The 19,583-nt window shown below is 64.0% G+C and carries 16 protein-coding genes and 1 pseudogene; 4 read left to right on the plus strand and 13 right to left on the minus strand.

The window, feature by feature from the left end:
- The first annotated feature begins 4 nt into the window (after positions 1–4).
- Complete coding sequence (locus ACVWYI_RS28630) at positions 5–1,246, plus strand: MFS transporter (RefSeq protein ID WP_456663779.1); 1,242 nt, start codon at positions 5–7, stop codon at positions 1,244–1,246.
- Positions 1,247–1,264: 18 nt separating this feature from the next.
- On the opposite strand, the gene ACVWYI_RS28635 is transcribed toward ACVWYI_RS28630, so the two are convergent.
- The 6 genes from ACVWYI_RS28635 to ACVWYI_RS28660 form a co-directional block, all read right to left on the minus strand.
- Entirely contained in the window at positions 1,265–2,725 is a 1,461-nt protein-coding gene (locus ACVWYI_RS28635) for a flavin-containing monooxygenase (protein ID WP_456663780.1), read from the minus strand.
- A 174-nt stretch (positions 2,726–2,899) separates the two neighbouring features.
- The gene (gene ltrA, locus ACVWYI_RS28640; protein ID WP_456664584.1) at positions 2,900–4,057 is read right to left on the minus strand and encodes a group II intron reverse transcriptase/maturase; all 1,158 of its coding nucleotides are present in this window, start codon (positions 4,055–4,057) and stop codon (positions 2,900–2,902) included.
- Between the two features lie 32 nt (positions 4,058–4,089).
- The gene (locus ACVWYI_RS28645; protein WP_456663781.1) at positions 4,090–4,275 is read right to left on the minus strand and encodes a hypothetical protein; all 186 of its coding nucleotides are present in this window, start codon (positions 4,273–4,275) and stop codon (positions 4,090–4,092) included.
- Positions 4,276–4,753: 478 nt separating this feature from the next.
- Positions 4,754–6,175 (minus strand): adenosylhomocysteinase, encoded by a 1,422-nt coding sequence (ahcY, locus tag ACVWYI_RS28650; protein WP_456663782.1) that lies wholly within the window; start codon positions 6,173–6,175, stop codon positions 4,754–4,756.
- 127 nt (positions 6,176–6,302) lie between these two features.
- Positions 6,303–7,499 (minus strand): methionine adenosyltransferase, encoded by a 1,197-nt coding sequence (metK, locus tag ACVWYI_RS28655; protein WP_247352142.1) that lies wholly within the window; start codon positions 7,497–7,499, stop codon positions 6,303–6,305.
- Positions 7,500–7,559: 60 nt separating this feature from the next.
- Positions 7,560–8,915 carry a hypothetical protein gene (locus ACVWYI_RS28660; RefSeq protein ID WP_247352192.1) on the minus strand — a complete coding sequence of 452 codons (1,356 nt, stop codon included), beginning with the start codon at positions 8,913–8,915 and terminating at the stop codon, positions 7,560–7,562.
- Positions 8,916–9,090: 175 nt separating this feature from the next.
- Between ACVWYI_RS28660 and ACVWYI_RS28665 the strand changes: the two genes are divergently transcribed.
- Complete coding sequence (locus ACVWYI_RS28665) at positions 9,091–10,803, plus strand: caspase family protein (protein WP_456663783.1); 1,713 nt, start codon at positions 9,091–9,093, stop codon at positions 10,801–10,803.
- Positions 10,804–10,976: 173 nt separating this feature from the next.
- Here the strand turns inward: ACVWYI_RS28665 and ACVWYI_RS28670 are convergent, their stop codons facing one another.
- The 6 genes from ACVWYI_RS28670 to ACVWYI_RS28695 all read right to left on the minus strand — a co-directional run bounded on the left by ACVWYI_RS28670 (position 10,977) and on the right by ACVWYI_RS28695 (position 16,824).
- The gene (locus tag ACVWYI_RS28670) at positions 10,977–12,095 is read right to left on the minus strand and encodes a cobalamin-independent methionine synthase II family protein (RefSeq protein ID WP_456663784.1); all 1,119 of its coding nucleotides are present in this window, start codon (positions 12,093–12,095) and stop codon (positions 10,977–10,979) included.
- Positions 12,096–12,115: 20 nt separating this feature from the next.
- Positions 12,116–12,832 carry an ABC transporter ATP-binding protein gene (locus tag ACVWYI_RS28675; protein WP_247352147.1) on the minus strand — a complete coding sequence of 239 codons (717 nt, stop codon included), beginning with the start codon at positions 12,830–12,832 and terminating at the stop codon, positions 12,116–12,118.
- A complete protein-coding gene (locus tag ACVWYI_RS28680) occupies positions 12,825–13,580 on the minus strand; it encodes an ABC transporter ATP-binding protein (RefSeq protein ID WP_456663785.1) in 756 nt (251 codons plus the stop codon). Before ACVWYI_RS28680 ends, ACVWYI_RS28675 begins: the two co-directional genes overlap by 8 nt.
- Positions 13,577–14,605, minus strand: coding sequence for a branched-chain amino acid ABC transporter permease (locus ACVWYI_RS28685; RefSeq protein ID WP_247443644.1), 1,029 nt, complete (start codon positions 14,603–14,605; stop codon positions 13,577–13,579). The genes ACVWYI_RS28680 and ACVWYI_RS28685 overlap by 4 nt, the downstream gene beginning before the upstream one ends.
- An 8-nt stretch (positions 14,606–14,613) precedes the next feature.
- A complete protein-coding gene (locus ACVWYI_RS28690; protein WP_456663786.1) occupies positions 14,614–15,483 on the minus strand; it encodes a branched-chain amino acid ABC transporter permease in 870 nt (289 codons plus the stop codon).
- Positions 15,484–15,633: 150 nt separating this feature from the next.
- A complete protein-coding gene (locus tag ACVWYI_RS28695) occupies positions 15,634–16,824 on the minus strand; it encodes an ABC transporter substrate-binding protein (RefSeq protein ID WP_456663787.1) in 1,191 nt (396 codons plus the stop codon).
- Positions 16,825–17,346: 522 nt separating this feature from the next.
- Here ACVWYI_RS28695 and ACVWYI_RS28700 point away from each other — a divergent pair.
- Entirely contained in the window at positions 17,347–17,631 is a 285-nt protein-coding gene (locus ACVWYI_RS28700; protein WP_456663788.1) for a hypothetical protein, read from the plus strand.
- Positions 17,632–17,676: 45 nt separating this feature from the next.
- On the opposite strand, the pseudogene purU reads toward ACVWYI_RS28700, so the two are convergent.
- A pseudogene (purU, locus tag ACVWYI_RS28705) lies at positions 17,677–18,541 on the minus strand (formyltetrahydrofolate deformylase).
- Positions 18,542–18,701: 160 nt separating this feature from the next.
- Between purU and ACVWYI_RS28710 the strand changes: the two are divergent.
- The gene (locus tag ACVWYI_RS28710) at positions 18,702–19,544 is read left to right on the plus strand and encodes a uroporphyrinogen-III synthase (RefSeq protein ID WP_456649234.1); all 843 of its coding nucleotides are present in this window, start codon (positions 18,702–18,704) and stop codon (positions 19,542–19,544) included.
- Positions 19,545–19,583 lie beyond the last annotated feature (39 nt).

The following is a 19,583-nucleotide window of genomic DNA, read 5'->3' on the forward strand; positions in this document are numbered from 1 at the left end:
TGACATGACCGAGCTCAATGCAGATACCGAGCACAAGACCCGGCCGCATCAGCAGCCGGGATCAGACCTAAGATCGCCCCCGCAGCAAACCTGGCGATATGCCGGGGCGGGATTGTCGGCGTCGCTGGTCGGACTTGGCCTCGCCCGCTTTTCCTACACACCGCTGATCCCGGCGCTGATCGCCGCAAAGTGGTTCAGCGCGTCTGATGTTGTTTATCTCGGTGCGGCGAATTTGGCCGGCTATCTCGCGGGCGCGCTCGCGGCGCGGGCTGTGGCTACCCGCATCGGTGCGGTGCCTGCCCTGCGCGCGATGATGCTGCTTGCCACCCTCTCATTCTTTGCGAGTTCGACGCCGGTGTCGTTCACCTGGTTCTTTGCCTGGCGCTTCCTGTCCGGCCTCACCGGAGGAATCATCATGGTGCTGGCGGCCTCCGTCATTCTGCCGCACACTTCGACCGCGCGGCGCGGCATCGTCGGCGGCGTGATCTTTGCGGGCGTCGGGCTCGGCATCGCAGCGTCGGGCTCGCTGGTGCCGCTGCTGCTGCAACTGGGCCTGCAGCAGAGCTGGTATGGGCTTGGTGCGCTATCCGGCCTGCTCACGCTTGTGAGCTGGTGGAGCTGGCCCACTGAGGCCAAGGCCGATGCGGCGCCTTCGCATCATGCGAAGCACGACCATGCTTCGCCCGCTGTCCGCGCCCTGCTGGTCCAATACGGCCTCAACGCGGTGGCTCTGGTGCCGCACATGGTCTTCATCGTCGATTTCGTCGCGCGCCGCCTCGGCCAGGGCATCGCGGCCGGCTCGCGCTACTGGGTGCTGTACGGCCTCGGCGCAATCGTCGGCCCGCTGGTCACCGGCCATCTCGGCGACCGGTCGGGCTTCGGCCCAGCGCTGCGCGCCGCCTTCCTGATCGAAGCAGCCGCCGTGCTGCTCCCGACGGTCAGTACCGCACCTCTCTCGCTGATCGTGTCGAGCGTGGTGGTCGGCGGCTTCACGCCGGGGATCGTGCCGCTGGTGCTCGGACGCATCCATGAGCTGGTCCCACACTCTACCGAGCAACAGCGCGCGACGTGGAGCCACGCCACGACCAGCTTTGCGCTGTTCCAGGCGGCGGCGGCCTATGGCTTCTCCTGGATCTACGCGCAGACCGGCGGCGACTATCTGGTTCTGTTCGCACTCGGCGGCGGCGCCGCGGTGATGGCTCTTGCGATCGATCTCGCCCTCGCGCTCACCACGCGCAAGGCATAGAAGCTGGCGGCGGCGCGATCAGGAATACCGCATCACGCCGTCGTCGATCCGGCCGAACCGCAAGGAGACGATGTCGAACGCATAGTTCTGGTAGAGCCGCCACGGCTGCTTCGAGCCCTGCTTCGGCATCTTCGCGACCGAGCGCTGCACGTAACCGGAGGTGAAATCGAGCGACGGCTGCGCGGTGATCTCCGGGTCGTCGTTATGCGGCATGCACTGCCGGAAATTGTGCCGGTCCATGTAATTGATGAGCCGGCAGACATATTCGCAGGTGAGGTCGCATTTCAGCGTCCATGATGCGTTGGTGTAACCGAACGCCGAAGCCATGTTCGGCACGTCGGCGTACATCATGCCCTTGTAGGTCAGCGTATCGGCGAAATCGACGGCGCGGCCGTCGACACTGATGTCGAGACCGCCGACGACTTGGAGCACCAGCCCCGTCGCGGTCACGACGATGTCGGCCGCAAGCTCGCTGCCGTCCTTCAGGCGGATGCCGTCGTGCGTGAACGTGTCGATCTCTTTGGTGACCACGGAGGCGCGCTGCTCGCGGATCGCCTTGAACAGATCGCCATCCGGCACGAGGCAGAGCCGCTGGTCCCAGGGATTGTAGCGCGGCGTGAAATGGGTCGCGACGTCATAGTCGGAGCCGAGGGCCATCTGTACGCCCTTGAGAACCAGCGCCTTCACTTTCGCCGGGCGGCGGCGACTGAGCTGGAAGAAGAACATCCCCCACATCACGTTGCGCCATCGGATCAGATGATAGGCAAGGCGCGTCGGCAGATTGCGGCGCAATTTGTTGGCGACGGGATCCTGCGCCGGACGCGACACCACATAGGTCGGCGAGCGCTGGAGCATCGTGACCCGCGCAGCCGTCTTGGCGAGCTCCGGCACCAGCGTCACCGCAGTCGCGCCCGAGCCGATCACGACGACGCGCTTGCCCGCGCAGTCGATGTCGTCGGTCCATTTCTGCGGATGCACGATGCGGCCGTCGAAATCCGCGACGCCCGAAAACTCCGGCGTGTAGCCCGCCTCGTATTTGTAATAGCCCGAGCACATGAACAGAAAATTGCAGGTGAAGCGCACGGTTTCGGTCGCGCCCTCGCCCGTGATGCGCTCAACCTCGATCGTCCAGCGCGCCTCACTCGTCGACCACGCCGCACGCTTGACACGATGGCGGAAGCGAATGTGCTTTTCGATGCCGTTCTCGGCTGCGGTCTCGCGCACATAATTCAGGATCTGCGACCCGTCGGCGATCGCCTTCGGATCGGTCCACGGCTTGAAGGAATAGCCGAGCGTGAACATGTCGCTGTCGGAGCGAACGCCGGGATAGCGGAACAGGTCCCAGGTGCCGCCGATGCAGTCGCGCCCCTCGAGGATGACGTAGCTCTTGCCCGGGCATTTGGTCTGAAGATGATAGCCCGCGCCGATGCCGGAGAGGCCGGCGCCGACGATCAGCACATCGAAATGGTCTTGGGCCATGGTTTCCTCCGCCGCCAAGGATTGTCTGACCGAGATGATCGCGCGTCAAATCGGCCCTGACACAACCGCGAGGAGACACGTGCGTCGCGCTCAAATCGGGATAGGGGGACGCCTCGCGGCGTCGCCCCTCCCACACCACCGTACGTACGGGTCCGTATACGGCGGTTCGGTGGATTATGCGGGTCTCGGAGCCGCGATGGAAGCCAAGCCGAGTGACCTGAAGAAGACAGTTTGCAAGGCAATGTTAAGCGCAGGGCTCGCCGCCAACCGCCAAGGGCCATGTGGGCTGCCGGCAGTTTGAGCCGCCAGATCCCGGCCGACACCACGGCGTCGCAGTTCGGCAAAGCGAGTGCGACCACGCTTCCACTGCTTCCAGGCGATGGCGCGCAACCGCCGCCTGATCCACTGATCGAGTGCGCTCAACACCGACGGGGTTTGGCAGAAGCCGAAGTATCCGCGCCAGCCGACAAGGTAAGTGGACAGCTCCTTGGCGATCTGTTCGAGGCTTCGTCCGCACGTGCGTCGCGTCAGCTCCCGGACTCTCGCTTTGAAGCGGGTAATCGCCTGCGGTGCGATACGCCGCCGCGGCTCCTTCCCGCCTGTGAAGCTGAAGCCCAGGAACTTGCGGACGCTCGGCTTGGCAACCGCGCTCTTGGCCTTGTTGACCTTCAGCTTGAGGCGCTTTTCGAGGAACTTCTCGATGCCGGCCATCACCCGCTCGCCGGCCTTTCGACTGCGCACATAGATGTTGCAATCATCGGCGTAGCGCACGAAGCGGTGGCCGCGCTTCTCCAGCTCCTTGTCCAGCACATCCAGCATCAGGTTCGACAACAGCGGCGAGAGCGGGCCGCCTTGCGGCGTACCTTCCTCCGTCGCGCTGACCAGTCCCCCTTCCAGCACGCCCGCGGTCAGAAAGCCGCGGATCAGCTTCAGGAGGCGCTTGTCAGCAACCCGCTTGGCAACCAGCCCCATCAGGATGTCGTGGTTGACCCGGTCGAAGAACTTCTCCAGGTCGATGTCCACGACAAAGCCGTGGCCGGACGCGATGTACGCCTGCGCCTGTTCCACAGCCTGATGCGCCGAGTGCTTCGGCCGGAAGCCGAAGCTCGTTCCGGAGAACGTTCCGTCCCAATCCGCCTGCAGCACCTGCAGTACCGCCTGTTGGATGAAGCGATCGAGCACCGTGGGGATGCCGAGCGGCCGAGTGCCGCCCGATGCCTTCGGTATCTCGACGCGTCGTACCGGTTGCGGCTTGTAGGTGCCCTCCAGCAACTGGGCTCGGATCGTGGGCCAGTGCTCCTTCAGGTAGGTCGGCAGCTCATCAACGGACATGCCGTCGATGCCTGCCGCACCTTTATTGCGCTTCACTCGGCCAACGCTTCCTTCAGATTCTCACGCTCGACCACTGCTTCCATCAACGGCCCTGCGACCGCCGGGCGTTCGAGACTGGCTTTCGCCGCACGTGCTTCGGCCTCTTGGGCGGCGGCCTTCGGGGCTTCACCCCTCGCTCCGGTGCCCAAGTTCAGTTCGATCTGTTTCTTCTGCCGCATGGCTCGCACGAGATTACCGCTCTACTGGCCTCTTCCACCGTTCAGGCCTTCGGCAGCGCGCCGCCGCCTACTATGCCCTCGGCTGACTTCTGCACTGCGGTCAGGCCGCCTTGCGACGGCCTCAGTCCCGTTGCCGGGACACAGCACAGACCTCCCGAGGTAAGACCGACCGCCTTCACCGCACCCCCGCCGGATTTACCACCCCGGTCCTTGATGACTGTGGACTTCGCGATCAGTTGCTCGCTCGTCCGGCCGGGTAGGCCTCGTTATCCGGTGCTTGTCCATCGGGCCGCGGCTTTGCTCCACGCTGTCTTCAGACCCCACCTCACGATGACGCCCTTGCGCTTCGCTAATCCTTCGCCGCCATCAGGCTGGATAGAGGACTTCCACCTCCAAGCTGTCGTTCATACTCGGCACACAACAAAAAAGCCCCGGATCGCTCCGGGGCTTTGCGTCGATGATCGATACGATCAGCGCCTCAGTACCGATAGTGGTCCGACTTGTACGGACCTTCCTGCTTCACGCCGATGTAGTCGGCCTGGTCCTTGCGCAGTTCGGTGAGCTTGACGCCGATCTTGGCGAGGTGCAGGCGCGCGACCTTTTCGTCGAGCGACTTCGGCAGCACGTAGACTTCCTTCTTGTACTTGCCGTCCTTGTTGTTGGCGAAAAGCTCGATCTGCGCCAGCGTCTGGTTGGTGAAGGAGGCCGACATCACGAACGAGGGATGGCCCATGGCGTTGCCGAGATTCACCAGGCGGCCTTCCGACAGCATGATGATGCGGTGCTTGTCGGGGAATTCGATCTCGTCGACCTGCGGCTTGACGTTGGTCCACTTCAAGTTGCGCAGGCCCGCGATTTGGATCTCGTTGTCGAAGTGGCCGATGTTGCAGACGATGGCGCGATCCTTCATCGCGCGCATGTGCTCGATGGTAATGATGTCCTTGTTGCCGGTCGCGGTGACGAAGATGTCGGCGCGCGGGGCGGCGTCTTCCATGGTCACGACTTCGTAGCCTTCCATCGCAGCCTGGAGCGCGCAGATCGGATCGACTTCCGAGACCAGCACGCGGCAGCCGGCCTGGCGCAGCGAAGCGGCCGAACCCTTGCCGACGTCGCCGAAGCCCGCGACCATCGCGACCTTGCCCGACATCATCACGTCGGTGCCGCGACGGATACCGTCGACCAGCGATTCACGACAGCCATAGAGGTTGTCGAACTTCGACTTGGTGACGCTGTCGTTGACGTTGATGGCAGGCCACAGCAGTGTGCCCGCCTTCTGCATGTCATAGAGACGATGCACGCCCGTGGTGGTTTCTTCGGAAACGCCCTTGATGCTCTTGGCGATCCCGGCGAAGTAGCCCTTTGGCTTTTCCTTGAGCTGCTTCTTCAGAAGCGCGAAGAATACTTCCTCTTCTTCCGAACCCGGGTTGTCCAGGAACTTGGTGTCGCCGTTCTCGGCGCGCAAACCGAGATGGACGTACATGGTGGCGTCGCCGCCGTCGTCGAGGATCATGTTCGGGTGACCGCCGCCGTGCCAGTCGAACAGCTTGGCGGTGTAGTCCCAGTATTCGGTAAGACTCTCGCCCTTGACCGCGAACACCGGAATGCCGGCGGCCGCGATCGCAGCCGCGGCGTGGTCTTGCGTCGAATAGATGTTGCAGGAGACCCAGCGGATGTCGGCGCCGAGTGCGGCCAGCGTCTCGATCAGCACGCCAGTCTGGATCGTCATATGCAGCGAGCCGGCGATGCGTGCGCCCTTCAGCGGCTGCTTCGGGCCGTATTCTTCGCGCGTGGCCATCAGGCCGGGCATCTCTGTCTCGGCCAGCGAGAGTTCCTTGCGGCCGAAATCGGCGAGCGAAATGTCCTTGACGACGTAGTCGGTGAAGCCGGGCTTCGCATTCATAGCGGAGGTCCTGTTGTTGAATTGGTCATTCCGGGTCGCCCTCGAAGAGACGAACCCGGAATCTCGATACGATGGATAAGGTTCCGGGTTCGCCGCTGTCGCGGCGCCCCGGAAATGACGTCGGTGATCAGACGGCGCGCTTGAGCGCTTCGACGAGATCGGTCTTCTCCCAGGAGAAGCCGCCCTCGTTGTCGGGCGTGCGGCCGAAATGGCCGTAGGCGGAGGTGCGCGCATAGATCGGGCGGTTGAGATCGAGATGGCTGCGGATGCCGCGCGGGGTGAGATCCATCGCCTTGGCAGCGGCCTTCTCGAGCTGGTCTTCCGACACCTTACCGGTGCCGTGGGTGTCGATGTAGATCGACAGCGGGCGCGCCACGCCGATGGCGTAAGCGAGCTGCAGCGTGCAGCGATCGGCGAGACCGGCCGCGACGATGTTCTTGGCAACGTAGCGGGCAGCGTAAGCCGCGGAGCGGTCGACCTTGGTCGGATCCTTGCCGGAGAACGCGCCGCCGCCGTGCGGGGCCGCACCACCGTAGGTGTCGACGATGATCTTGCGGCCGGTCAGGCCGGAATCGCCGTCGGGACCGCCGATGTAGAACTTGCCGGTCGGGTTGATGTGCCAGATGGTCTTCGCCGTGATCCAATCCTTCGGCAGCGCCTCGCGCACGTAGGGCTCGACGATGTCGCGAATTTGCTTGGACGAGATGTCCTCGACGAGATGCTGATGCGACACCACGATCTCGCGCACGCCGACCGGCTTGCCGTTCTCGTACTGCACGGTGACCTGGCTCTTGGAGTCAGGGCCCAGCACCTTCTCGCGGCCGGAGTGGCGCGCTTCGGAGATGAGGCGGAGGATCTTGTGGGCGTAGAAGATCGGCGCCGGCATCAGATCGGGCGTCTCGTTGGTGGCGTAGCCGAACATGATGCCCTGGTCGCCCGCGCCCTCTTCCTTGACCTCGCCCGGCTGCAGCGCATCGACGCCCTGCGCGATGTCGGCGGATTGCGGATGCAAGAGGATCTCGATATCAGCGGTGTTCCAGTGGAAGCCGTCCTGCTCGTAGCCGATGTCCTTGATCGCGGCGCGGACGACGCCTTCGATCTGCTCGTTGGTGACGGATGCGGGACCGCGGGTCTCGCCGGCGATCACGACCTTGTTGGTGGTCGCGAGCGTTTCGCAGGCGGCACGAATTTGCCAGGGATCGATGCCTGCTTTCGGTCCCTCGCGGTAGAACAGATCGACGATCTCGTCGGAGATCCGGTCGCACACCTTGTCCGGATGGCCTTCGGACACGGACTCGCTGGTGAAGAGATAGGACGCGCGCATCAGTAACCCCTTGTTCCGCCGCTAGCTGGCGGACGTTGCGATATTTAGCTTTGGATGATGTCAATCACGCCGGCGCGAGATGACGTAGGATTCGTCGAGAAACCAGAGCCCATTGTACTTTCGCAGCACGTCCCTAGCGGCATCGAGAGTGCGGCCGTTTTGAGTCATTTCTGTCAACCGGTCGTCCTCGATCTGAGCGACGTACACTGCCGCATTCCACGCTGCAAAGGCCGTCGAGGTGCCGATAGTGCCTGTCACCTCGTTGGGCAGAGCTTCCATATCATACCTGAAGATCGAGCGGTTATCCGCATAAGCATTAAAATTTAAGTCGCGGCCCACCGAGCCGAGCTCGTACTTCACTGCGCGCAATAGCTCATGACGGCTCACTGAGAAAGGATTTTCTCCGGGCCAGATCGCCTGGATCATTTCCATGCCCGGATCCTGGCCGTGGGAGTGAATTCCGATCAGGCGGCCGCCTGCCCGCAAGGCCCGGGCCAGGGGCGCAATAATCCGTTTTGCCCGAAAATTGACCGAGGACAGCGCGCGGTATGGCTGGGATGCAATAACGAGGTCGAAATTTGCCTCGGTCTGCCCTGGCCGCGGAATGGTCGAATCGAGCAGAAACCGCTGGTCTTCCCGGTAAAGCACCAGCACGACGGGCCGCTCATATAGCGGCATGCCCGTGCGCGGGCTGACCGCCGCGCGCCAATTCTGCTCCAAAAACGGCTTCAGCTCCGCGATCTGGGTTTCGAACTCGCCCGAGGAAGCCCCCCGCAGGGGAACCTCGTGCCAGACCGTCGCGGCGGCCGCCGCGGGCGATGCCGGCGTGAGCCAGGGCGCCTCGGAGTAGAACATGTTGGTAAAGACGAACACCGACGCCGGATGCTCGAAAATGCGATCCGGCACCTTCTCCAGCGTCAGGCGGAGGTCTTCGAGGCTGAGCTCCTTGCCGGCGACGTAGAACGGCATGTGCGGAAAGCGCTGATGCATCGAGCGCAGCACGCGCGCCAGCACCGTGCCGTCGCCCACGCCGGCGTCGAACACGCGCAGCGCCGGGGGCCGCGGATGGATGCTGGCAAGCTCCAGCGCGACGCGCTCGGCGACCACCCGCTTCTCACTGCAAGTGTGGACGAACAGCAGGTATTTCTGGCGGTTCTCGAAAAAGCGGAAATTGCCGCGCGGATCGCGTTTTTCCGGCGGCACCTGAAGCCCCCGCGGGGGCGGCACGCCGCCGGCCATCGATGCGGCCATGTAGGCCTGGATCCGGTCCAGCGTGTCGATGGTGATGCGCTTGCCCTCGCGCAAGCGGTGCACGAGCTTCCCATCGTTCACCGCGCGCCGGCCGAACGTCGACTCCGCCATGTCCGCCTTACGGCAGAACTCGGTGATTTGGCTCAGGATTTCGTCGTTCTTCATGGAGTGGGACGCGGTGGGCAGAAGGGTTGGGTATTGCCTCCTAGCAAAATCTGCCCACCGAGGGAATAGGAGATCGAGCCGCCCTCAGTTTGCCGCGTGCACAACGGCGAGGCCGTGAACCACGGCGCCCCGCCGGGCAACAAACAGACGCCTCTCCTCAACAGGACCACCGCCAATGCGTCGCCTGCTCGTCGCACTCTGCCTGCTCGCCGCAACCCTGTGGTCGGCGCCCGCGTTCGCGCAGGCGCGCAACCAGCTTGGGCCGCTCTGCACCACCGACACCACGCCGGCGGACCAGATGATCGACGCCTGCACCAGGATCATTGCGCTGAAGGTGTTCAAAGGCGAGCAGCTCGCGACGGTCTACTTCTGGCGCGCGGTGGGCTGGAACAAGAAGGGCGATTACGCCAAGGTCATCACTGACGCCACGGAAGCGATCCGGCTCCAGCCGAACCAGGCAGTCTACAACCTGCGCGGCTCGGCGTATTACGACAAAGGCGACTACGAGATCGCGGTCGCCGATTTCGACGATGCGCTGAAGCTCGGCCCGCCTGATGGCACCATCTTCCACAATCGCGGCAATGCCTGGCGCGGCAAAGGCGATTACGCCAAGGCGATCGCCGACTACGACATGTCGATCAAGGCCAATCCAAAATCGGCATTCTCGTACCAGAACCGCGGCATCTCCAAGGAGGCGCTCGGTGACCTCGACGGCGCGCTCGCCGATATCAACCAGGCGATCCGGCTCGATCCGACGCTGCCGCAGCCGCTGATCAACCGGACCGCCATCTGGCGTGTCAGAGGCGATTACGGTCGCGCGATAGCCGACGGCAGCGAAGCGATCCGGCTCGCGAAGGAAAAGCCGCCCGTCAACATCATGACGCCGCCGAACAGCGTGCTGATCTCGGGCTACACCCATCGCGCGCTCGCCTATGAGGCAAAGGGCGACTACGCGCACGCGCGGGACGACTACAAGGCGACGCTGGCGATCATGGCATCCGATGCCGGCAGCAAGGCCAACCAGGCCACCGCAAAGGTGCGGCTGTCGCTGGTCACTGACGCGAGCGTGCCGATCCCGCGCGATGCTCCGTCGGCAGTGACGCAGCCGGCACAGGCACCGGCTCCTCAGCAAACGAACACAGCCCCCTCACCTGCTCCGGCCGCTCGCGGCACGCGCATGGCGCTGATCATCGGCAACGGCGCCTATGCGCATGTCAAGGCGCTGCCCAATCCGCCCAACGACGCACGCGCCGTCGCGAAGAGCCTGCGCGACATCGGCTTCACCGTGTCGGAAGGCGTCGATCTCGACCGCGCAACGATGCAGAGGATGACGCGCGACTTTTTGCGGGAGGCGGCGCGGGCGCAAGTCGTGGTGGTCTACTATGCGGGCCACGGCGTGCAGGTCGACGGTCGCAACTATCTCATTCCGGTCGACGTCGAACTCAAGCCGGGCACGAGCATGACGGACGCGATGATCGACATGGACACGATCATGGCCGGCCTCGACGACCAGGTCCGCACCAACATTCTGATCTTCGATGCCTGCCGCAATAATCCGATGGCACAACGGGTCGCATCGGCCGGCACCAACCGCGCTATCGAAAGTGCGTCGGGCCTCGCAGCGCCAACCAGCCTGGGGACCGGCGCGACGCTCGGCGCGGGCACGCTGATCGCCTTCGCCACCGCACCGGGCCAGGTCGCGCTCGACGGCGAAGGCGCCAACTCGCCGTTCTCCGCCGCGCTCTCCCGCCATCTCGGCACGCCCGGCCTGGAAGTGCAGCAGATGCTGACGCGGGTGCGGGCCGAGGTTGTCTCGAGCACGAAGAACAAGCAGGTGCCGTGGTCGAACTCGTCCCTGCTGGGCGAGGTTTATCTGGCGGAGAAGTGAGATATTCTCGTGCCCCGGACGCAGCGCAGCGCCTCTTCAGCGGTGCGCTGCAGAGCCGGGGCCCATGTCTCCGCGATGCGGTTCGTGGCCTTCTGGGTCCCGGCTCTGTGCAGCAACGCTAAAGCGTTGCAGCGCGTCCGGGACACGAGCGAGGCGAGCGTCGCACCAGCCTGTCAGTTGCCCCACACTTCCTTTGCGATCTCCACCGCAAGGCCGAGCTTGGCCCACTGCTCTTCTTCGGAGAGGACGTTGCCCTCTTCCGTCGACGCAAAACCGCACTGTGGGGAGAGCGCAAGCTGCTCAAGCGGCACGAACTTGGCGGCTTCCTCCAGACGGCGCTTGATGGCGTCCTTGTTTTCGAGCTCGCCGAATTTCGAGGTGATGACGCCGACCACGACGACCTTGTTGCCCTTGGGCAGGAAGCGCAGCGGCTCGAAGCCACCGGCGCGGTCGCTGTCGTATTCCAGGAAGTAACCGTCGTAATTTGTGCCGGCGAGCATGGTCTCGGCCACGGGCTCGTAGCCGCCTGAAGAAATCCAGGTCGAGCGGAAATTGCCGCGGCAGACATGGGTCGTTACCACCATGTCGGCCGGCTTCTCGGCCAGCGCGTAGTTGATGATGCGCGCATAGATCTGCTGGAGACCCTCGGGATTGTCGCCGCGCTCGCGCGCCTTCTGCAATTCGTCCTGCGAGCAGAGATAGGCCCACACGGTGTCGTCGAACTGGAGATAGCGGCAGCCGGCGTCGTAGAACGCCTTCACGGCCTTGCGGTAGGTCTTGCCGAGGTCCTCGTAGAAGGCGTCGAGATCGGGATAGACGTCCTTGGAGATCGCCTTGCGGCCGCCGCGGAAGTGCAGCACCGCCGGCGACGGGATCGTCATCTTGGCGGTGACGTGGGCCTGGTCGGCGACCTTCTTCAGGAAGCGGAAGTGATCCAGCATCAGGTGGTCATCGGGAAAGTCGAGCTTGCCGATCACCCGCACCGCGTCGTGCCGCGTCTCGACGCCCGCGAACTGGATGCCCGTGTCGGGGTGGAACATTTCGCAGCCGGTGAGCTTGGCCAGGAAGTCGAAATGCCACCAGGAGCGGCGGAATTCGCCGTCGGTTGCGAGCTTCAGGCCGACCGAGGCCTGCTTGTGCACGACCTTCTCGATCTCCATGTCCTCGATCTTGCGCAGATCGTCGGCCGAGATCTCCCCCTTCTCCAGCCTGGCGCGGGCTTCCTTGATCTTGGCAGGACGCAGAAGGCTGCCGACCTCGTCGGCGCGGAAGGGGGCTTTGGTTCGCTGCATTTCTTGTCTCTCCCGAATTTCTAGTGGGCCGCCGCCCCTGCGACGCCGAGGTGGCGCTCCAGCACCGACGGGTCGGCCTTCAGCGCGGCGCTCGGAGCGTCGTGGACGATCGTTCCGCGCTCCAATATCACAACGCGGTCGGCCAGCCCCAGAATCTTTTGGGCATTCTGCTCGACGATGATCGAGCAGATGCCGCCCGCCCGGGTGATGGCGCCGATCGCCTTTAACAGCTCCTCGACGATGATGGGGGCAAGGCCCTCGGTCGGCTCGTCCAGGAGAAGGACCTTCGGATTGAGGGTCAGTGCGCGGCCAATCGCCAGCATCTGCTGCTCGCCACCGGAGAGCTGGTTGCCAAAATTGCTCCGCCGCTCCTTCAGCCGCGGGAACATCTCGTAGACCCTCTCGACGGTCCAGGAACCGGGCTGGGCCACCGCGGTCATGTTTTCTTCTACCGTGAGCGAGCGAAAGATATTGCGCTCCTGCGGCACCCAGCCGATGCCGGCGCGCGCCCGCTGGTCGGGCCGCAAGGTCGTGACGTCAGCGCCGGCCAGCTCGACAGTGCCGGAGAAGCGCCGGGTCACGCCGACGATCGAATTGATCAGCGTGGTCTTGCCGGTGCCGTTGCGCCCCAACAGCGCCAGCACCTGGCCCTCGGCGAGACGCAGGGACATGTTCGGCAGCACCACCGCCTCGCCGTAGCCGGCGCGAAGCGAGTCGATCGCGAGCAGGTCAGACATTGACCGCCTCCTCGCCGAGATAGACCGCCTTGACCTGCGGGTCGCGCGCGACCTGCTCGGGCGGGCCTTCGGTGAGCAGCGCGCCCGAGACCAGCACCGAGATGCGGTCGGCAAAGGAGAAGACAAGGTCCATGTCGTGCTCGATCAGGAGCACGGTGACGTCGCGCGGCAGGCTGCCTACGACGGCGAGAATGTCGTGGCGCTCGCTCTCGGGCACGCCGGCGGCAGGCTCGTCCAGCAGCAGCACGCGCGGCTTGCCCGCGATCGCGACCGCGATCTCGAGCAGGCGCTGCTTGCCGTAAGGCAGCGTCACGGTCTGTTCGTTCATGACGTCGCGCAGATGGAAGCGCGTCAGGAGGTCGGCGATCTCGCCGTTGACGTCGCTGCGCGTGCCCATCCGCCGCCACCAGTCGCCGCCATGGCCGAGGCGCTCGGAAACCGCGAGACCGATGGTCTCGAGCGGCGTCAGGTCGGGATAGAGCTGGTTGATCTGGAAGGTGCGCGACAGGCCGCGCAACACGCGCTTGTGCACGGGAATATCGGTGATGTCCTGGCCTTCAAGCAGAATGCGGCCAGAGTTCGGCTTGAGCACGCCGGTGAGCTGGTTGATGACCGTGGTCTTGCCGGCGCCGTTCGGACCGATCAGCGCGTGGCGGGCGCCTTGTTCGATTTTTAGCGACAAGTCGCGGGTGACGCGCAGCCCGCCGAACTGCTTTTCGAGATTTTGGGTTTCGAGCGCGATGGTCATGCGTCGCTCTCCGGCACGGCAACCACGGCCTTGCGCCCGGCAATCTGTTTGATGACCAGGTTCGGCAAATACAGCACCCAGCGATGCAGGCGCTGACGGCCGATCAGGACGATCACGACCAGCACCAGGCCGATCCAGAACTGCCAGTATTGCGGGGTGATGGTGGAGAACAACTCCTGGAGCATGCGGAACAGCACCGCGCCAACCAGCCCGCCATAAAGATAGCCGGTGCCGCCGATCACGAGCACCAGCATCAGGTCCGCCGAGCGCTCGAAGGCGAACACATCGAGCGAGGCGATCGCGGTGGTCTGGGTGAACAGCGCGCCGGCGATGCCGGCATAGAACGCCGCGAGCGTGTAGATCGCGATCAGGCGGCGGTTGACGGGGATGCCGATGGCGGCAGCGCGCAACGGATTGTTCTTGATCGCCCGCAATGACAGGCCGAACGGGGAATGCACGACGCGGCGGGCGAACAGGAACAACAGGAACAGAACGGCGAGCGAATAGAAAAATCCGGTCTTGCCGAACATGTCGAACGGGATTTCGCCGAAGATCGGCTGCATCTCGATGCCTTGCAGCCCATCGGTGCCGCCGGTGATGTTGGAGAAGCGTTCGGCCAGCGCCTCAAGCAGCAGCGCGATGCCGAGCGTCACCATCAGCCGCGTCAGGTCGACGCCGCGGATCACCAGGAAGCTGGTGGCAAAGCCGAGCACCATCGCGACAAGGCCGGCGACGACAAGCGCAAGCACGGGCTCGTTGACGATCCCGTGCAGCGCAAGAAGCCCCGCCGCATAGGCGCCAACGCCGAAGAAGGCGGCATGGCCGAGCGAGACGATGCCGGCGTAGCCGAGGACGAGGTCGAGCGACATCGCAAACAGCGCCAGCCTCAGGATGTCGGTCATGATCAAATAGCGCGTGGGAAATGCGAAGCCGCAGGCCAGCACGATCAGCCAGAAAGCGGCCTCGCCATAGTGCCAGCGTGCCTGGCGCTGGGCGTGATAGCCGACGTCGGAGGAGGCGCTCATCGGCCAACTCAACGCGCGGCCGTGCGGCCGAACAGACCGTTCGGGCGCCAGATCAGGATCACGATCATCATGGTGTAGATCACGAAAGGTCCCATCTTCGGCACATAATATTTGCCGGCCACGTCGCCGATGCCGAGCAGGAGCGAGGCCAGAAACGGGCCGGTGATCGAGGACGAGCCGCCGACGGTGACCACGATCAGGAAGTAGATCATGAACTTCAGCGGGAAATACGGGTCGAGGCCGAGGATCTCGGCGCTCAGCGCGCCGCCGAGGCCGGCGAGGCCGCAACCGAAGGCAAATGTAAAGGCGAACACCTGCGGCACGTTGATGCCGAGGCCGCTGGCGGCGCGGGGATCATCGACCGCGGCGCGCAGGCGGCTGCCGAACCGGGTCTTGACCAGCACCATCTGGAGACCGATGGTGAGCAGCCCGCAGATCACGATGATCATCAGGCGGTAGCGACCGATGCCGACGCCGAACACGTCGAACTGGCCTTGGAGCGCGGCCGGCAGGTTGATGAAGACCCGCGACGAGCCCTGGATGTAATCGACAGCCGCGACCGACATGAAGGTAAGACCAATGGTGAACAGCACCTGGTCGAGATGGCTGCGCGCATAGAGGTGTCGGTACAGCGTGCGCTCGAGCACGATGCCGATCGCAGCAGCGGAGACGAAGGCAAGCGGAAGTGCGGCGAAGAACGGCCAGCCCATCCGGTTGACCAGCACCATGCAGACATAGCCGCCGGCCATGGCGAAGGCGCCATGGGCGAGGTTGACGAAGTTCATCAGGCCGAGCGTGACCGCAAGCCCGCAAGCGAGCACGAACAGCAGCATGCCGTAGGCAACGCCATCGAACAGGTTGGTGAGGATAGAGGTCATCGTCTCAGCTTGGAGTTGGGCGTCATGGCCGGGCTTGTCCCGGCCACCCACGTTCTGCCTGGTTTTCCCGGCTTTGCGTGGATGCCCGGGACAAGCCCGGGCATGACGCAGACACCGGAGGCGGGCTCCGGGATGACGCGCTTTCGCGCGTCACTTCTTGGTCTTACCGAGATCCTTGACAGCCTCGAAGGTCGCGAACTCTACGTTGTAGAGCTCGCCGCCGACCTTCTCGACCTTGCGGATGTAGATGTTCTGCACGATGTCGCGGGTCTCGGGGTCGATTGAGATCGGGCCGCGCGGGCTCTCCCACTTCTGGCCCTTCATGGCTTCGACCAGCTTGGTGCCGTCGGTGTCGCCGTTGGTCTTCTTCAGCGCTTCGTAGATCAGGTGAATGCCGTCATAGCCGCTCACCGCCATGAAGCCCGGCCGGTTTCCGTACGCCTTCTTGTAGGCCGCGACGAAATCCTTGTTCATCTGCGAGGGATGCGCCGCCGAATAGAGGTGCGCGGTGACCGTGCCCAGCACGGCGTCGCCCATGTTGTTGAGGAGGTCGTCGTCGGTGACGTCGCCCGGTCCGATCACCTTGATGCCGGCCTTGTCGAGCCCACGCTCGGCATACTGCTTCATGAAGTTGCCGCCCTGGCCGGCCGGCACGAACACGAAGATCGCGTCGGGTTTTGCGTCCTTCATGCGCTGGAGGAACGGTGCGAAATCGGGATTGGCAAGCGGCGTCTTCACCTCTTCGACCACCTCGCCGCCGCCGGCGGTGAAGTTCTGCTTGAAGAAGTTGAGCGCGTCATTGCCCGGCGCGTAGTCCGAGGTCAGCGTCGCCACCTTCTTGATGCCGTTCTTCACCGCCCAGTCGGCGATGATCGTGGAGGACTGCGCCAGCGTGAAGCTGGTGCGCACGATATAGGGCGAGCGCTCGGTGATGATGGAGGTGCCGGCCGCCATCACGACTTCCGGGATCTTGGCCTGCGTCGCGAGCGGAGCCGCAGCGAGCGCGGCCGGCGTCACGCCAAAGCCGGCGATGAAATTGACCTTGTCGTTGACGATCAGTTCCTGCGCGGCCGTCTTGGTCTTGTCCGGCACCGCGCCGTCGTCCCTGAGGATGATCTCGATCTTCTTGCCGGCGACGGTGTCGCCGTTCTGCTGCATGTAGAGCTTGATTGCGTTCTCGATCTGCTTGCCGGTCGAGGCCTGGCCGCCGGTCATGGGCAGGATCAGGCCGACCTTGACGCTGTCCTCGGCCTCCGCCGGAGCGACGGAAGCAAGGCCGGCGATGGCGGCCACTGCTGCGGCCCAAACGGCCTTATGAGACAATTGTTTGCGTTCGAACATCAGATGTCCCTCCCCTTCATTCCTGATCTCTTGTGCGCCGGACCGAGTGCCCGGTCCTTGCGCTAAGTTTAGGTCACGCACGCGTGATGTCGCGCGCCACAAGGCGTCTTTCGCGCCCTTATTGTCAATCGGACGTTTGGCGACCATTCGGCGCAAGCCGAGCGTTCCGATTGCCAACATCCGAAAGCGATGTCGGAGTTACGTCGGGTAACCGGGCATCGCGATTGCGGTCGCCATCATTTGTACGATTGTACAAATAAAATGGACCTGTCACCGAAAAAGCCCCCTCGCTGATCAAGCCACTTTGCCGCGAGCCCTTGCCGGAGTCTACAACCGCAGCCAGCCGGGTGGATGGAGGATTTCGCCTTTCATTTGCAGAATTTGAACATCTTCGTGGCTTGGATCGGCACTCCTCGGTAGCTAATTACCTACCTCGAATAAGTCTCTTTTACCTTGTTGAAGGCTACTCTCACGGCGCCAGCCCTGGCGTCCAAAATGACTGACCTCGCGCGTGCCGGTACAATGCCCAAGTTTTTTCGTTCCCTCCTGATCCTCCTCGCACTCGCCGGGGGGCTATCCGGCTGCGGCACCGTGAACGAAAAGCTCTCGTCCGGCATGGGCGACTACGTCCCGCAATGGGCCGGCGGTCTGCCGGCCGACGCACCGCCGCGACCCGGCACGCCGCAATACGATGCGTACCTGAAGGAGCGCGAGCGCAAGCGGCTGATGCCGGCGGCGGACCGCGAAAAGGAAGAGCAGGCGCAGAAGGGCGCAACGGGGTCTACGTCGGGCAACGCGGCGCGCTAGAACAGTGCGCTCCCTCGCCCTGCAAGCGGGAGCGGTGAAGCAACATCAATCCATAAACACCACGGTCTTGCGGCCGTTGAGGATGACGCGGTCGTCGAGGTGGTAGCGGATCGCACGCGCCAGCACGCGACGCTCGATGTCGCGGCCCTTGCGGACGAGATCCTCCGGCGTATCGCGATGGCTGATGCGCTCGACGTCCTGGTCGATGATCGGGCCCTCGTCGAGATCGCGTGTGACGTAATGCGCGGTGGCGCCGATCAGCTTGACGCCGCGCTCATGGGCCTGGTGATAGGGTTTTGCGCCCTTGAAACCCGGCAGGAACGAGTGGTGGATGTTGATGCAGCGTCCCGACAGATTTGCCGAGAGATCGTCCGACAATATCTGCATGTAGCGGGCGAGCACGACGAGATCGGCCCCGGTCTTGGCGACGAGGTCGAGGATCTGCGCCTCCTGCTCGCGCTTGGTCTCTTTCGTAACAGGCAGATAGTGGAAGGGAACCCCGCCGAAATCGAGCCCGTCATAGACTTCGCGCGGATGGTTGGAAACGATTGCGGCCAAATTCATCGGCAGCTCGCCGGTGCGCCAACGATAGAGGATGTCGACCAGGCAGTGGTCGGACTTCGACACCAGCAGCATCACCTTGCGACGCGCCGCACGGTCGCGCATCTGCCATTCCATGCCGAAACGCTCGGCAATCGCGGCAAAGCCGGTCTGGAGCGCCGACAGTTTCACGGCAAGGTCGGCGGCGGTGAACACCACCCGCATGAAGAACTTCTTGGTCTCGATGTCGTCGAACTGCTGGGCGTCGAGAATGTTCTGTCCGTTATGGGGCCAGGAAGGTCGACACTGCCGAGACGATGCCGGGACGATCCGGACAGGACAGGGTCAGGACATATTGATGATCGGGCATGGGCCTTGATGAAGGTTTGGGCAGCGGCTGCGAAACGACCCGCGATTTGCGCCCTGCTCTATCACCGACCCCACCCTTGCGCCAATCCCAAGACTTGAATGAACATGATGCGAGGAATCAGGCTGAATGTACCATTGCTTTGACTGACCGGAGTACGCCGATGGCCGACCGCTTGAACGGTTACCGCATCCTGATCCTGGAAACGCGCGAGGAGGCGCAGTTCTCGAAGCTGCTGGCCGAGCAAGGCGCCGAGGTCGTGCAGTGCCCGATGTTCACCATCCAGGATGCACCCGACCCCGCCCCGGTCGAGGCCTGGATCCGCCGTGCCATCGACAAACCGTTCGACGACCTCGTCCTGATGACCGGCGAAGGCCTGCGCCGGATCATGAAACTCGCCGTCGCGCGCGGCCTCGACCAAGCCTTTGTCGCGGCGCTCGGCAAGGCGCGAAAATTCACCCGTGGCCCGAAGCCCGGCAAGGCACTGCGCGAAGTCGGACTCGAGGCGCAGCAGACCACGGAGAAGCCGACCACCGAGGGCGTGATCGAGATGCTCGGCAAGCTCGACCTGAAGGGGCATCGCCTCGGCCTCCAGCTCTATCCTGACAAGGACCACAGCGCGCTGACCGGCGCGCTTGCCGCGCAAGGCGCCGATGTCGATGCCGTGCTGCCTTATGCCTACGACTCAAAGGCAGCGGATGCGAACATCGTCACCGCGATCGACGACATGGTCGAGGGGCGAATCGATTCGATTGCGCTGACCAATCTCGGCCAGGTGCGCCGCCTGATCGAAGCCGCGAAGGCGCATGGCAGCGAGGCGAAGCTGCGCGCAGGTTTCGAGCGCACTTTGATCGCCTCGGTGGGACCTGCTGTCTCAGGCGAACTCGCCGCGCATGGCCTGCGCACCGACGTCTCGCCCGCGGATGAAGCTTATTTCATGCGGCCGCTGATCTCGGCAATGGCCGCGGCGCTGGCGGAGCGGAAGCCGAGACCCGCGGCGACGTAGGAGCCGAGCGCGGGGCCGGCCTGCGGCGGCGCCGATTGA

It is taken from the genome of Bradyrhizobium sp. LB13.1, from assembly GCF_054056815.1.

Excerpts from the sequence above, each read along its gene's own strand:
- ACVWYI_RS28630 (WP_456663779.1), top strand. The coding sequence starts at position 5 with ATGACCGAGCTCAATGCAGATACCGAGCACAAGACCCGGCCGCATCAG.
- ACVWYI_RS28645 (WP_456663781.1), bottom strand. The coding sequence starts at position 4,275 with ATGCGGCAGAAGAAACAGATCGAACTGAACTTGGGCACCGGAGCGAGG.
- ACVWYI_RS28695 (WP_456663787.1), bottom strand. The coding sequence starts at position 16,824 with ATGTTCGAACGCAAACAATTGTCTCATAAGGCCGTTTGGGCCGCAGCA.
- ACVWYI_RS28690 (WP_456663786.1), bottom strand. The coding sequence starts at position 15,483 with ATGACCTCTATCCTCACCAACCTGTTCGATGGCGTTGCCTACGGCATG.
- ACVWYI_RS28670 (WP_456663784.1), bottom strand. The coding sequence starts at position 12,095 with ATGCAGCGAACCAAAGCCCCCTTCCGCGCCGACGAGGTCGGCAGCCTT.
- ltrA (WP_456664584.1), bottom strand. The coding sequence starts at position 4,057 with ATGTCCGTTGATGAGCTGCCGACCTACCTGAAGGAGCACTGGCCCACG.
- ACVWYI_RS28700 (WP_456663788.1), top strand. The coding sequence starts at position 17,347 with ATGCCCAAGTTTTTTCGTTCCCTCCTGATCCTCCTCGCACTCGCCGGG.
- ACVWYI_RS28710 (WP_456649234.1), top strand. The coding sequence starts at position 18,702 with ATGGCCGACCGCTTGAACGGTTACCGCATCCTGATCCTGGAAACGCGC.
- ahcY (WP_456663782.1), bottom strand. The coding sequence starts at position 6,175 with ATGAATGCGAAGCCCGGCTTCACCGACTACGTCGTCAAGGACATTTCG.
- ACVWYI_RS28685 (WP_247443644.1), bottom strand. The coding sequence starts at position 14,605 with ATGAGCGCCTCCTCCGACGTCGGCTATCACGCCCAGCGCCAGGCACGC.
- ACVWYI_RS28635 (WP_456663780.1), bottom strand. The coding sequence starts at position 2,725 with ATGGCCCAAGACCATTTCGATGTGCTGATCGTCGGCGCCGGCCTCTCC.
- ACVWYI_RS28680 (WP_456663785.1), bottom strand. The coding sequence starts at position 13,580 with ATGACCATCGCGCTCGAAACCCAAAATCTCGAAAAGCAGTTCGGCGGG.
- ACVWYI_RS28660 (WP_247352192.1), bottom strand. The coding sequence starts at position 8,915 with ATGAAGAACGACGAAATCCTGAGCCAAATCACCGAGTTCTGCCGTAAG.
- ACVWYI_RS28665 (WP_456663783.1), top strand. The coding sequence starts at position 9,091 with ATGCGTCGCCTGCTCGTCGCACTCTGCCTGCTCGCCGCAACCCTGTGG.
- ACVWYI_RS28675 (WP_247352147.1), bottom strand. The coding sequence starts at position 12,832 with ATGTCTGACCTGCTCGCGATCGACTCGCTTCGCGCCGGCTACGGCGAG.
- metK (WP_247352142.1), bottom strand. The coding sequence starts at position 7,499 with ATGCGCGCGTCCTATCTCTTCACCAGCGAGTCCGTGTCCGAAGGCCAT.